This is a genomic window from Streptomyces sp. MB09-02B, from assembly GCF_033794485.1.
GTDB lineage: Bacteria > Actinomycetota > Actinomycetes > Streptomycetales > Streptomycetaceae > Streptomyces.
In genome coordinates this window covers 25003-36767 of record NZ_JARGEE010000031.1, presented here as the reverse complement: position 1 = coordinate 36767, position 11765 = coordinate 25003, and the positions used below count along the sequence as shown (strand labels likewise).

Annotated in this window: 14 protein-coding genes; 7 read left to right on the top strand and 7 right to left on the bottom strand. The window is 71.3% G+C overall.

Translation table 11 applies throughout. The annotated features are described in order from the left end of the window. A partial coding sequence (locus tag P1P70_RS07340) for a DUF6777 domain-containing protein (protein WP_319235587.1) occupies nucleotides 1-1091 on the top strand: 1091 nt, incomplete at its 5' end. 71 nt (nucleotides 1092-1162) lie between these two features. Here P1P70_RS07340 and P1P70_RS07335 read toward each other — a convergent pair. Next, the gene (locus tag P1P70_RS07335) at nucleotides 1163-2635 is read right to left on the bottom strand and encodes an FG-GAP-like repeat-containing protein (protein WP_319235585.1); all 1473 of its coding nucleotides are present in this window, start codon (nucleotides 2633-2635) and stop codon (nucleotides 1163-1165) included. A 210-nt stretch (nucleotides 2636-2845) separates the two neighbouring features. Between P1P70_RS07335 and P1P70_RS07330 the strand changes: the two genes are divergently transcribed. After that, entirely contained in the window at nucleotides 2846-3436 is a 591-nt protein-coding gene (locus P1P70_RS07330; protein WP_319235583.1) for a DinB family protein, read from the top strand. Between the two features lie 80 nt (nucleotides 3437-3516). Beyond that, nucleotides 3517-3864: a helix-turn-helix transcriptional regulator gene (locus P1P70_RS07325; RefSeq protein WP_319235581.1), complete on the top strand. Its 348-nt coding sequence runs from the start codon at nucleotides 3517-3519 to the stop codon at nucleotides 3862-3864. 19 nt (nucleotides 3865-3883) lie between these two features. On the opposite strand, the gene P1P70_RS07320 is transcribed toward P1P70_RS07325, so the two are convergent. After that, complete coding sequence (locus P1P70_RS07320) at nucleotides 3884-4486, bottom strand: ATP-dependent Clp protease proteolytic subunit (protein ID WP_319235579.1); 603 nt, start codon at nucleotides 4484-4486, stop codon at nucleotides 3884-3886. Continuing rightward, nucleotides 4486-5142, bottom strand: coding sequence for an ATP-dependent Clp protease proteolytic subunit (locus P1P70_RS07315; RefSeq protein ID WP_319235577.1), 657 nt, complete (start codon nucleotides 5140-5142; stop codon nucleotides 4486-4488). The genes P1P70_RS07320 and P1P70_RS07315 overlap by 1 nt, the downstream gene beginning before the upstream one ends. A 221-nt stretch (nucleotides 5143-5363) precedes the next feature. Between P1P70_RS07315 and P1P70_RS07310 the strand changes: the two genes are divergently transcribed. Further along, nucleotides 5364-5843, top strand: a complete 480-nt coding sequence (locus tag P1P70_RS07310) for a VOC family protein (RefSeq protein WP_319235575.1) — start codon at nucleotides 5364-5366, stop codon at nucleotides 5841-5843. A gap of 160 nt (nucleotides 5844-6003) precedes the next feature. Further along, nucleotides 6004-7032, top strand: a complete 1029-nt coding sequence (locus tag P1P70_RS07305; protein ID WP_319235574.1) for a TerC family protein — start codon at nucleotides 6004-6006, stop codon at nucleotides 7030-7032. A gap of 21 nt (nucleotides 7033-7053) precedes the next feature. Here P1P70_RS07305 and P1P70_RS07300 read toward each other — a convergent pair whose 3' ends face one another. From P1P70_RS07300 to P1P70_RS07290, 3 genes are all read right to left on the bottom strand, one after another. Then, complete coding sequence (locus P1P70_RS07300) at nucleotides 7054-8016, bottom strand: SGNH/GDSL hydrolase family protein (RefSeq protein WP_319235572.1); 963 nt, start codon at nucleotides 8014-8016, stop codon at nucleotides 7054-7056. 145 nt (nucleotides 8017-8161) lie between these two features. Beyond that, entirely contained in the window at nucleotides 8162-8839 is a 678-nt protein-coding gene (locus P1P70_RS07295) for a DUF3105 domain-containing protein (protein ID WP_319235571.1), read from the bottom strand. An 89-nt stretch (nucleotides 8840-8928) separates the two neighbouring features. Further along, nucleotides 8929-9411, bottom strand: a complete 483-nt coding sequence (locus tag P1P70_RS07290) for a DUF6153 family protein (protein WP_319235570.1) — start codon at nucleotides 9409-9411, stop codon at nucleotides 8929-8931. A gap of 206 nt (nucleotides 9412-9617) precedes the next feature. On the opposite strand from P1P70_RS07290, the gene P1P70_RS07285 reads away from it, so the two are divergent. Both P1P70_RS07285 and P1P70_RS07280 read left to right on the top strand, forming a co-directional pair. Continuing rightward, nucleotides 9618-10427 carry a VOC family protein gene (locus P1P70_RS07285; RefSeq protein ID WP_319235569.1) on the top strand — a complete coding sequence of 270 codons (810 nt, stop codon included), beginning with the start codon at nucleotides 9618-9620 and terminating at the stop codon, nucleotides 10425-10427. A 36-nt stretch (nucleotides 10428-10463) separates the two neighbouring features. Continuing rightward, nucleotides 10464-11192, top strand: coding sequence for a ribonuclease H (locus tag P1P70_RS07280; protein WP_319235567.1), 729 nt, complete (start codon nucleotides 10464-10466; stop codon nucleotides 11190-11192). A 35-nt stretch (nucleotides 11193-11227) separates the two neighbouring features. On the opposite strand, the gene P1P70_RS07275 is transcribed toward P1P70_RS07280, so the two are convergent. Beyond that, the gene (locus P1P70_RS07275; protein ID WP_319235565.1) at nucleotides 11228-11680 is read right to left on the bottom strand and encodes an SRPBCC family protein; all 453 of its coding nucleotides are present in this window, start codon (nucleotides 11678-11680) and stop codon (nucleotides 11228-11230) included. Nucleotides 11681-11765 lie beyond the last annotated feature (85 nt).

The window sequence follows — 11765 nt, the reverse complement described above, 5'->3', positions numbered from 1 at the left end:
GTCCCGAGGGGCCCGGTGGGCCGGGTGGGGCCTCCGGCGGCTCCGGGGCGGGGCCCGTGGGTCCCGGTCGTCCGTGGTGGCGGTCAGCTCCCCGTATCGCCCTCATGGTCGTCGCGGCCGCCGTCGCCGTGGTCCTGGTCGTCGTCCTCACCCGCTCCGACGACTCGGGCGGCTCGGCGGACGGCGAGGTCTTCCTCCAGGCCGCCGGCAAGTCCGGCCCCGACCCGTTCACCGAGTCGACGGCGACCGACAGTTCCACCCCGTCCGAAACCCCCACGGCGACACCGACCCCGTCGGAACCGGCCAACGTGACCCGTGCCGTGGACGGTGCGGCCGCCGGCCTCTACGGCGGCACCCGCAACGTCGCCAGCTGCGACGTCGAGAAGCAGGTCGACGTGCTCCGGGCCAACCCCGCCAAGAACGACGCGTTCGCCGCCGTCGCCGGCGTCGACTCCTCCGGCGTACCCGCCTATCTGCGTTCGCTCACCCCGGTGCAGCTGCGCATGGACACCCGTGTCACCAACCACGGCTACCGCGACGGCGCCGCCACCAGTTACCAGGCCGTCCTCCAGGCCGGCACCGCCGTTCTCGTCGACGACCGTGGGGTGCCCCGGGTGCGCTGCGCCTGCGGCAACCCCCTGAAGCCGCCGGTCGCGCTGAAGACCACACCGGAGCCGAAGGGCGACTCCTGGCCCTCGTACCGGCCCCAGAGCGTGGTGGTGGTCGAGCCCTCGACGGTGGTCATCAACGTGTTCGTCCTCTACGACCCCGACCGCGACGACTGGTTCACCCGCCCCGCCGGCGACACCGGCGGCAAGGACAAGAAGACCACCCCGCCCGGCGACCAGCCCTCCCCGTCGGCGTCCACGTCGTTCTCCGAGGAACCGCCCACCGAGTCGCCCGAACCGTGCCCCTCGACCGAGGCGGAGGGGACGGTCAGCCCGTGTCCCTCGTCGTCCCCGGTGACCCCCTCCACCTCCGCCCCCGAGCCGGAGCCGGAGAGCCCCGAGAGCGCGGACTCCCCGCCGGACGGCACCACGACCACCGGGTCGGCGTCCCTCCACGACGTTCCGGAGCCGGTCACCCCCTAGTTTCCAGGGCCCGCCCGGAGGCCCGGGGAACCGCCGGTCCATCAGGTCCGGCAGGCCCCGGGCCGTCCGTATCACTCGTCGATCGCCGACCCGAACAGCGCGTCCACGGCGGGCGCCCCGAGCGAAGCGGCGTTGTACGTCCACGACCCCGACGCCGTGATGCCGCCCGAGCCCGCCGAGAGCACCCAGACGTGCCCGTCGTTCGTGTTCTCGCCCGGCGCGGCGGCCAGCAGTCCGAAGCGGCCGTCGGCGTTCGGGTCGGTCAGCCGGACCTGGGCGCCCCACTTGTCGCCCTTCTCGGCCGCGCCCGGCACGTCCGTCGAGTTCTGGTCCCACGACCTGGCTCCGGTCGAGGTCAGACCGGAGGCCGAGCCGCGCAGCACCCACACGGCACCGGCGTCCTGCACCGTGCCGATGTCCTCGCCCGTGGCCCCGATCGCCACGTCCGCGTATCCGTCCCCGTCGGTGTCCGCGACCGACAGGTCCGAACCCCAGCCGTCACCGGCTTCGGCGACACCGGGCACGCCGTCGGAGTCCTGCACCCACCAGTCCGGCTCGGCCGCCGGTCCGTCCGGACCGCCGAGCCGTACGCCCACCAGACCGCCCGTCATGGTCTCGCCGGGCTGGTCGTCCGGGGAGTTGGGCTCACCGGTCACCAGGTCGTCGTACCCGTCGCCGTTGATGTCACCGGACGCCGCCACCGGGCCGCCGCGCAGATCACGCTCGTACGTCAGCCCGTCGGCGTTCCCCGACAGATACGTGGACCAGCCGTGACCGGGTTCGTCACCGACGCTGAGTCCCGACACGACGAGGTCGGCGAAGCCGTTCTTGTCGTAGTCGCCCGTGGTCAGGGACTTGGCGGCGATCTGGCGGGCCTCGCCGGACTTCGTGTCGAGCCGCTGGGTGGACTCCCGGCGCATCGAGGCGCGGGCCGCCGCGTCGTACGCGAACAGCTCCACGTCGTAGCCGTCGAGGACGGCGAGGAGGTCCCCCTCCGTCTCGGCGGTGAAGCGCGCGGCGGCGAGACCGAGGCCGAACCGCTCGCCGGCGGCGGGTTCCACGGTCTCCAGCCAGTCGCTCGCGGCGCCCGTCAGCCCGGCCTTCGAGCCCCACAGGATGGCCGCCCCACCCGCGTCCTTCAGGGCGCCGAGGTCCTCCCCGGGGATGCCGACCACGGCGTCGTCGAACCCGTCGCCGTCCAGGTCGCCGGTGGCCACCGCCCGGCCGAAGCCGTCGCCCGCCTCGGCCGCGCCCGCGACCCCCGAGGTCGACTGGCTGAACCGGGCCACGTCGCTCGTGCCGATGCCTCTGGCCGAGCCGTACTGCACGGTCACCAGGCCCGCGCCGCTCTTGCCGCTGACCGTCGCACCGGGTGCGCCGACGAGGACGTCCTCGAATCCGTCGCCGTTGAAGTCGCTGTTGCGGTCACTGGCCTGCGTGCTGCCGGGCACCCCCGCGTACGCGGACGGCGCGGCGATGATCGCCGCACCCGAGACGAGAAGAAAGGTGGCTGCGGCGAGGGCTGTCGAACGATTCTTGCGCATATTCGGCTCCAGACAGTAAAAAATGGCCGGGCAGCGCGGGGGTGTCCGGAAAGGGCCCGTTCCTTGTCCGGCGCCCTGTTTGACGGCCGATCAGGGGCGAAGGTTGCACGGGAGCACACAGCGAATTCAGTCGGCTCTCGGTGCCGGGACGCGCCGGCCCGACGGAAAACCGGTGGCGGACCGCCCCGGAGACGGCCGATGCTCCTCCGCATGACCGACCACCGTGGGACGCGGACCGACGAACAACCGCTGCCGGAGCGGAAGACCGGGTGGGGCGACCGATTCGTCGGCCCCGACGAGGACCCGCGCGGCGAAGGAGGGTTCGACGGGGAACGGGCCACGCTCGTCGGGTACTTGCGCGACCAACGGCTCACCCTGGAACTGAAGTGCGCCGGCCTCGACGCCGAGGCGCTGGCCCGCCGCTCGGTGCCGCCGTCGAACATGTCGCTGCTCGGGCTCGTACGCCACCTGGCCGGCGTGGAACAGTACTGGTTCCGCGAGGCGTTGGCGGGCCGGCCGGAGCCTCGCCACTACCGCGCCGGCGAGGACCCCGACGCGGACTTCAACGACGCCGTCGCCGACCCCGAGGCCGTCGCCGACGCCTGGCGGACCTGGCGCGCCGAGGTCGATTTCGCCGAGCGCCTCGTGGTCGCCGCCCCCGACCTGTCCGTCACCGGACACCACGACGGTGAGCCGATCGCCCTGCGCGAGGTGCTGGTCCACCTGATCGAGGAGTACGCCCGCCACAACGGCCACGCCGACCTCCTGCGCGAACGCATCGACGGCCGTATCGGCCAGTGACACCCGGGGCGGAACCGGATTCCCCTCAGGGCGGAACACCACCCCCTTGCCCTCCTGCGCGCCGTTCCTAGGCTGGAGAGGTGAGCCAACACGCGTCGAACGAAGCCCGAGTCATCCCCCTGCGCCCGGCCCCGCCGACCGGCCCACCCGCCAGGGAACCCCTGTGGCGCGACCTCGTCGGCGACGTGCTGCGCCGTGAGCGTCTGGCCCAGGAGCGCACCCTGAAGGACGTCGCCGACACGGCCCGCATCTCGATGCCGTACCTCTCCGAGGTGGAACGCGGCCGCAAGGAGGCCTCGTCGGAGGTCCTCGCGGCAGCGGCCCAGGCCCTGGGCCTCGGCCTGGGCGACCTGCTCTCCCTGGCCCAGACCGAACTGACCCGCAGTACGCCCAAGGCCTCCTACGACGGCCTGTGCCTGGTGGCCTGACCGGGATCGGGTGCGGGCCTCACACCCCCACGGGCCGCCGGCTCAACACCTCGTCGGCCAGCCCGTACCCGACCGCCTCCTCCGCCGTGAACACCTTGTCCCGGTCCATGTCGGCCCGCAGTTCGGCCACTTCGCGCCCCGTGTGCCGCGCGAGCACGCGCTCGACCTGTGCCCGGATCCGCACCATCTCCTTGGCCTGGAGGGCGAGGTCGGAGACGGTTCCCTGGCGGCCCCCGCTCGCCGGCTGGCCCAACAGGACCCGAGCGTGCTCCAGCACGAAGCGCCGCCCCGGGTCCCCGCCCGCCAGCAGCACCGCCGCCGTCGAGGCCGCCTGCCCCACACAGAGCGTCGAGATCGGCGCCCGTACGTACGACATCGTGTCGTAGATCGCCATCAGCGAAGTGAACGAGCCGCCGGGCGAGTTGATGTAGACGGAGATCTCGCGGTCCGGCATCGCCGCCTCCAGATGCAGCAGTTGCGCGATGACGACGTTCGCCACGCCGTCGTCGATCTCCGTGCCGAGGAAGACGATCCGCTCGGACAGCAGCCGGCTGAAGACGTCGTAGGACCGTTCGCCCTGCGCGGTCCGCTCGACCACGTTCGGAATCGTGTACGTCCCCATCACTGCAGTCCGATCCGTCGACGCGAGGAGGCCGGCCGTACGTCGTCGAGCGACTCGACGACCCGGTCGACCATCCCGTACTCCCTGGCCTGTTCGGCCGTGAACCAGCGGTCGCGGTCGCCGTCCCGGGAGACCGTCTCCTCGGTCTGCCCGGTGTGCTCCGCGGTGATCCGTTCGATGGCCCGCTTGGTGAAGTCCAGGTTCTCCGCCTGGATCTCGATGTCCGCGGTGGTGCCGCCGATGCCCGCCGACGGCTGGTGCATCATGATCCGCGCGTTGGGCAGCGCGAACCGCTTGCCGCGGGCGCCGACGGTCAGCAGGAACTGGCCCATGCTCGCCGCGAAGCCCATCGCCAGCGTGGACACGTCGTTCGGGATCAGCCGCATCGTGTCGTAGATGGCGAGACCCGCAGTCACCGAACCGCCGGGGCTGTTGATGTAGAGGCTGATGTCGGTGCGCGGGTCCTCCGCCGACAGCAGCAGCAACTGGGCGCACACCCGGTTGGCGGAGGTCTCGTCGACCTGGGTGCCGAGGAAGACGATCCGCTGGGCGAGGAGCTGCGCGGCGAGATGGTCGTCGAAGCGCGAGGGCGGGGTGTCACCCTCCTCCGCGCGCGGGACGGGCAGCGGGGGCCGGCCGGTGACGAGTGGAGCCATGGTTCCTCCCGGTGGGTGAACGCGACCGTGGTGGCCGCTGACTCCAGCCTCCCCGTCGACCGGCCCTCACCTGGCCTTTCTCTGCCCACGGCAGATTCGCCGACAGCAGAGCGCCGCCGGCTCGCCCCCACCCGGCGCATCTCGTGCCCGCGCCACCGATGAGTTTCCGGACCAGGATCGGTCGACACAGCAGACGACACACCCCGCCGGAGGAGGCGCACATGTCCAGCGAAGGCTTCACCACCTGCCTGTGGTTCGACGGCCAGGCCGAGGAGGCGGCAGCCCACTACGTCTCGGTCTTCAAGAACTCCCGGCTCGGCCGGGTCACCCACTACGGCGAGGGCGCGCCCCAGCCGGCCGGTTCCGTACTCACGGTGGAGTTCGCGGCCAACGGCCAGCAGTTCGTGGCGTTGAACGGCGGCCCGGAGTTCAAGTTCACCGAGGCCATCTCCTTCCAGATCCTCTGCGCCGACCAGGACGAGATCGACTACTACTGGAACAGCCTCACCGAGGGCGGCGAGCCGGGCCCGTGCGGCTGGCTCAAGGACCGGTTCGGAGTCTCCTGGCAGGTCGTGCCCGCCGAACTCATCGACATGATCAGCGACTCCGATCCGCAGAAGGCGGCCCGGGTGACCGCGGCGTTCATGGCGATGGGGAAGTTCGACCTCGCCGCCCTGCGCAAGGCGCACGCGGGCGAGTAGCCGTCCCCGTACCCCCTCGCGCCCTGCTGGGAGGCCTCCGCGACAGGCCTCCCACCAGGGAGCGCACAAGAAATTCGGTCAATCTTTACCTGCGCCGGGTAGCGGATGCGAAGGACGCCCGTGAGGCTTTCCTCTGCACCACCTGTTACCCGGAGGAACAGTGAACGTCTCCCTGACCACCTGGCTGCTGACCGTCGTCGCCCTGTGCGTACTGGTCGCCGTCGACTTCTTCATCGGCCGTAAACCCCACGACGTGTCGATCAAGGAGGCCGGCATCTGGTCGGCTGTCTGGATCGCCCTGGCCATCGCGTTCGGCCTGGGCGTGCTCGCCGTCGGCGGGGGCAAACCCGCGGGAGAGTTCTTCGCGGGCTTCATCACCGAGAAGTCCCTGAGCGTCGACAACCTCTTCGTCTTCGTCCTGATCATGGCGAAGTTCGCGGTGCCCTCGCAGTACCAGCAGCGCGTGCTCATGGTCGGCGTCCTCATGGCACTGGTGCTCCGCGCGATCTTCATCGCGGCGGGCGCGGCGATCATCTCCAGCTTCTCCTGGGTCTTCTACATCTTCGGCGCGTTCCTGATCTACACCGCGTGGAAGCTGGTCGAGGACGCCCGCAAGGGCAGCCACGAGGAGGAGTACGAGGAGAACAAGCTCCTCAAGGCGGTGGAGAAGCGGTTCGGGGTGGCCGACCGGTACCACGGCACCAAGCTGTGGATCGAGGAGAACGGCAAGCGCGTCATGACGCCGATGCTCGTCGTGATGCTCGCCATCGGCTCCACGGACGTCCTCTTCGCCCTCGACTCCATCCCCGCGATCTACGGCCTCACCCAGGACCCGTACATCGTCTTCACCGCCAACGCGTTCGCCCTGATGGGCCTGAGGCAGCTGTACTTCCTCATCGGCGGCCTGCTGAAGAGGCTCGTCCACCTCTCCTACGGCCTGTCGATCATCCTCGGCTTCATCGGCGTCAAGCTCATCCTGCACGCACTGCACGAGTCCGGCGTCCACGTCCCGGAGATCTCCATCCCCTTCTCCCTCGGCTTCATCGTCCTGGTCCTCGCGGTGACGACGGTGACGAGCCTGTGGGCGGCGAAGAGGCAGCAGGAGGCGGAGGCGGCCGCCACGCCGGAGGCGGATGCGGCGAACGGCGAGGGCACGGGCGACGACGAGCCCACGTCCCAGCGGGTCTGAGCGGCCTCCCGGGCGAAACCCCTAGGACCGGTCGGTACGCGCGTCGGCGATGGCTCGGGTGATCTCCCTGGCCATCCGCGTGATCCCCGGGGACCGGACCGGGCACGGCTTGGGCTCGGACGTCGTCGGAGCCAGGCAGAAGTGCAGGTAGTCCTTGTCGTGGTGGAGCGCGGTGCGGTCCCGGCCGGGCTGGGTGCAGTAGCCGTCGTGCTCGCGTTCGTAGGCGGTGCACGGCAGGTACTGGGCCCAGGTGTAGCGGTCGGCGGCCGGGCTGACGGCCTTGCCGGCGTCCGCGACCAGATCACCCGAGCTCTCGGCCTGCTTGCCGTACAGGGCGTTCACCCGGCGGACCCGGTCCGGGGTCATCGGGTCCGGGCCCTGGAGCACCCACACGATCGTCGGCCGGTGTTCGCCGCCCGCGTTCGCGATCTGGTCGGTGAGCTGCTCGGCGGCGGCCGCGTACCGCCGGAAGTACTCGGCGCGGGCCTTGTCGTAGGTGACACCGTCCATGCAGGGCGTGTAGTCCCAGGCGTTGCCCCAGAACTGCAGGACCACATAGTCCGGGCGCAGCCGCCGCACCAGCGCGGCCGCCTTGTCCCGTGGCGGGACGAGCGACCGGTCTGCGGTGCCCTCCAGGTAGTCGCACAGGGTGGTGCCCGAGTAGGGGGCGCTGGTGTAGCGGGCGTCGAGGTCGTCCTTCAACAGGTCGCCGAGGACGGTCTGGTTCTCCATGGCGAGGGAGTCCCCGAGGTAGAGCACCTCGGGCGCGGGCTTCGCCGCCCCCGTGCCGGCGCCGGGGCCGCCTGTGGCGGCGTCGTCGCCGGGTGGCGCCGTGGCGGCGCGCTGACGCGTGGTCGACGATGCCTCCGGTGCCGCTGCCGACGGCGGCGCCTGCTCCGGTGCGGACTCCGGATCCCCGCACGCGCCGAGCAGCAGCCCGGCGAGCACCGCCCCCGCCAGTCCCACGATCCACGGCTTGCGCATACGGCGACTCCCGCCCCGACCACCGAAAAACGGTTCCCCAGGCAAGCACAGCCCGCCCCGGGGCGGAAGACCCGTGTCGGCCACGAGGGCGCCCGGACCGGCCGGACGCCCCCGCTCCGTCAGATCAAGGGGCCATGCCACCCGTTCAAGGGGTCATGCCACCCGTGCACGCGGCCCCCGGCTCCGGTGTCTGCTCGCCCTGCACGTACTTGTCGAGGAACTTGCGCACCCGCGGGTCGGACGCCTTGTCCACCTTCAACTGGTGCTCCCAGGCGCTCAGCACGATGGGCGACGACTGGTCCTCGTAGGGACTCATGAACGTGTACGTCGTCTTGTTCACGAGGCCGGTCAGCGACTCGACGTCGGCCTTCGCCGCCTTGTCGTTGTACGTGATCCAGACGGCGCCGTGCTCCAGCGCGTGCACCGCGTTCTCGTTCGGCACGGCCTTGGTGTACACCTGCTTGTCGCAGTTGACCCACACCTGGTTGTGATCGCCGCCCACGGGCGGGCTCATCTTGTAGTCGACCTTCTCGGTGACGTGGTTCTGGGTGAGCTTCGACCAGCTCTTCACGCCCTCGACCGGCGCGGCCTTCGCCTCCTCCTTCCCCTGCGCGGCGTCGATCAGGTACCAGCCGCCGCCGACCAGCCCGGCGAGGATCACACCGGTGACGCCTAGGGTGAGCAGCCGCATGCGCCGCTCACGGGCCTGCTCGGCCTTGCGTATCTCCTCGACACGGGCACGCCGCGCCGTCTCCCTGGCCTTGGGGCTGTTGTTCCTGCCCTTCGGCGCGCTGTTCTTTGCCTTGGACTTTGATGAAGCCATGGGGTGTGTCCTTCTCCCGGCCCTGCCCGCACGGGGCACGGCGGTCCTGCGAGTCGTCAGAGGTGGTGTCGTCACGGCCTGCGGTCGGCCTAGACGCGGAGCAACTGCAGTTCGTGGAGATCGGGAGGGCGGGCGCGCCCCGGCTCCCGTCCGCCGTCCGGTGCCACCGCGGCCGGAGCCGGCGCGGGCTGCCAGGGCGCGGCCGTGTGATCGGCGCCCGGCAGCGGCATCTGGCCCAGCACCGCGGCCGGGTCGGGGGAGTGGCAGTCGTGCTCGCCGGGGCTGTGGCCGCAGGGATCGCGTTCCACGTGCCTCGTCCGCGCGGTGTCAGAACGGTCCTCCGCCGATCGTCCCTGCACGGGCCGCTCCTGCACGGGCCGCTCGTATACCGGCCGCTCCTGCGCCGATCCCGCCGAGACCGGGTGCGCCCGGCGTTCGGGCTCCTCACCCGGGGGCGAGCCCGCGCAGAACAACAGGAACGTGGCCAGGGCCAGCGCGGCCACGAGCAGCGGGTGTGCCGGCCGGCTCCGGGCGCACGGCAGTGCCGTACGTCGGAACGGTCGGCGGGACATGGCGGCACCTCACGAGTCGGGTCACGAGTAGAGGCGAACGGGAGTGCGAGCGCCGCTGAAATTATCAGACGGCGCACGGCCGTGGCCCCGCCCGACGGAACTCGTGCCGGTTTCACGCGTTCCGTCCCGCTCGGCGCGCGACCGGGACCCGTCCTGGCTAGCGTGAGACCGGGAACCCCCCCGCCGAACCGAGGAGAGTGGCAGTCATGGCCGCACACCCCGAGGGAGCGCCCTGCTGGGTCGACGCGATGTTCAGCGACGTCGAGGGCGCCAAGAACTTCTACGGCGAGGTCCTGGGCTGGACCTTCGGAGAGTCGTCCTCCGAGTACGGCAACTACACCCAGGCGTACGCGGACGGCAAGGCGGTGGCCGCGGTCGTCCCGCCGATGCCCGGCCAGGAGGGCCAGTCCGCCTGGTGCCTGTACTTCGCCACGTCCGACGTGAACACCACCGCGGCCAAGGTCCGTGACAACGGCGGCGACGTGCTGATGGAGCCGATGAAGGTCGGCGAGTTCGGCTCCATGCTGCTGGCCCGTTCCCCGGACGGCGTCGTCTTCGGCGGCTGGCAGGCCGGCGTCCACCAGGGCTTCGAGGCGATGGGCGTGCCCGGCGCGTACATCTGGGCCGAGATCTTCACTCGCGAGCCGGAGAAGTCCGACGCGTTCTTCCCGGCCGTGTTCTCCTACCGCTCCAAGCAGATGGACGACCCCGACAGCCCGCACATGGACTTCCGCGTCTTCGACCTGGGTCAGAGCCCGCTCCTCGGCCGGATGAGGATGACGCCGGAGGACTTCCCGCCCGAGGTGCCCTCGTACATCAACGTGTACTTCACCGTCCCCGACTGCGACGACGCGGTCGCCAAGGCCACGAAGCTGGGCGGTGTCCTGCGCTTCGGCCCCATGGACACCCCCTTCGGCCGCTTCGCCGCGCTGAGCGACCCGCAGGGCGCGTTGTTCTCGGTCATCGACGTCACCCGCACGCAGGGCCGGATGCCGGAGCTCAAGGACGTCGACTGAGCGGTCACCGGCACCGGAGGGAACACGCGGCATGGCATGATCGAGCGCATGTCGGAACGTGTTGTGGCCGCCTGCGACGGAGCCTGCAAGGGAAACCCCGGGCCGGCGGGCTGGGCCTGGGTGGTGGCCGAGGACGATGAGATCCCTGCGCGCTGGGAGGCCGGGCCGCTGGGCAGGGCCACCAACAACGTCGCCGAACTCACCGCGCTGGAGCGGTTGTTGGCGGCCACCGACCCGGCCGTCCCGATCGAGATCCGGATGGACTCCCAGTACGCGATGAAGGCGGTCACCACCTGGCTGCCCGGCTGGAAGCGCAACGGCTGGCGCACGGCCGCCGGCAAGCCGGTCGCCAACCAGGAACTCGTGGTCCGCATCGACGAGTTGCTCGCCGGACGCTCCGTGGAGTTCCGCTACGTCCCCGCCCACCAGGTCGACGGCGACCGCCTCAACGACTTCGCCGACCGCGCGGCGAGCCAGGCGGCCACCGTCCAGGAACCCGCCGGCACCGAGTTGGGCTCCCCGGAACCGCCGGCCGCGCCCGACACGGTCCCGGCCCGCCGCGCACCGGCGAAGAAGTCCGGGAAGCCGGGCAGGCCGGGCGGCCGTACCGGCTCGTCCGCCTCCTCGTCCCGCACCATCAAGGCGAAGTTCCCCGGCCGCTGCCAGTGCGGCCGGCCGTACGCCGCGGGTGAGCCCATCGCCAAGAACGACCAGGGCTGGGGCCACCCGGAGTGCCGTACGGCGGCGACGGCCGGGGCCGAGTAACCGCCCGGGGAAGACGCCACGGGAGGGCGTGCGCGTCACACGACGGCGCCGCGCCACTCCCCGGTCTCCCGGCCGCGCTCCTCGATGAACGTCTTGAAGCGCGCCAGGTCGCCCTTGGTCTGCCGCTTCACGACGCCCAGCTTGTCGGCCACCTTCTCGGCGGTGCCCTCCGGCTGGAACTCCATCTGCAGCATCACCTTCGTGCGCCCCTCGGCGAGGTGGTGGAAGGTGACGACGCCGGCCTGCCGGGCCTCACCGGACACGGTCGTCCACGCGACCCGCTCGTCCGGGATCTGCTCGGTGATCTCCGCGTCGAACTCCCGGCGCACACCGTCCACCTTGGTCACCCAGTGCGTCAGCGTGTCCGACCGCTGCTCGATCCGCTCGACCCCGCTCATGAACTCGGGGAACGTCTCGAACTGCGTCCACTGGTTGTAGGCGGTCCGCACGGGGACCTGGACCTCGACGGACTCCTCGATCTGGGTCATCGGGCGCCTCCCTCACATCGGTTGCGTTGCGTTCGCGGCCGAGTCGCCCCGGCCGCCTCCGCGCGAGTACCCAGGTCCCCGGTGG

What these genes read in the sequence shown, in the direction of transcription:
- P1P70_RS07335 (WP_319235585.1), bottom strand. Translation starts at nt 2,635, where the DNA reads ATGCGCAAGAATCGTTCGACAGCCCTCGCCGCAGCCACCTTTCTTCTC.
- P1P70_RS07330 (WP_319235583.1), top strand. Translation starts at nt 2,846, where the DNA reads ATGACCGACCACCGTGGGACGCGGACCGACGAACAACCGCTGCCGGAG.
- P1P70_RS07320 (WP_319235579.1), bottom strand. Translation starts at nt 4,486, where the DNA reads ATGGGGACGTACACGATTCCGAACGTGGTCGAGCGGACCGCGCAGGGC.
- P1P70_RS07315 (WP_319235577.1), bottom strand. Translation starts at nt 5,142, where the DNA reads ATGGCTCCACTCGTCACCGGCCGGCCCCCGCTGCCCGTCCCGCGCGCG.
- P1P70_RS07310 (WP_319235575.1), top strand. Translation starts at nt 5,364, where the DNA reads ATGTCCAGCGAAGGCTTCACCACCTGCCTGTGGTTCGACGGCCAGGCC.
- P1P70_RS07300 (WP_319235572.1), bottom strand. Translation starts at nt 8,016, where the DNA reads ATGCGCAAGCCGTGGATCGTGGGACTGGCGGGGGCGGTGCTCGCCGGG.
- P1P70_RS07295 (WP_319235571.1), bottom strand. Translation starts at nt 8,839, where the DNA reads ATGGCTTCATCAAAGTCCAAGGCAAAGAACAGCGCGCCGAAGGGCAGG.
- P1P70_RS07290 (WP_319235570.1), bottom strand. Translation starts at nt 9,411, where the DNA reads ATGTCCCGCCGACCGTTCCGACGTACGGCACTGCCGTGCGCCCGGAGC.
- P1P70_RS07285 (WP_319235569.1), top strand. Translation starts at nt 9,618, where the DNA reads ATGGCCGCACACCCCGAGGGAGCGCCCTGCTGGGTCGACGCGATGTTC.
- P1P70_RS07280 (WP_319235567.1), top strand. Translation starts at nt 10,464, where the DNA reads ATGATCGAGCGCATGTCGGAACGTGTTGTGGCCGCCTGCGACGGAGCC.
- P1P70_RS07275 (WP_319235565.1), bottom strand. Translation starts at nt 11,680, where the DNA reads ATGACCCAGATCGAGGAGTCCGTCGAGGTCCAGGTCCCCGTGCGGACC.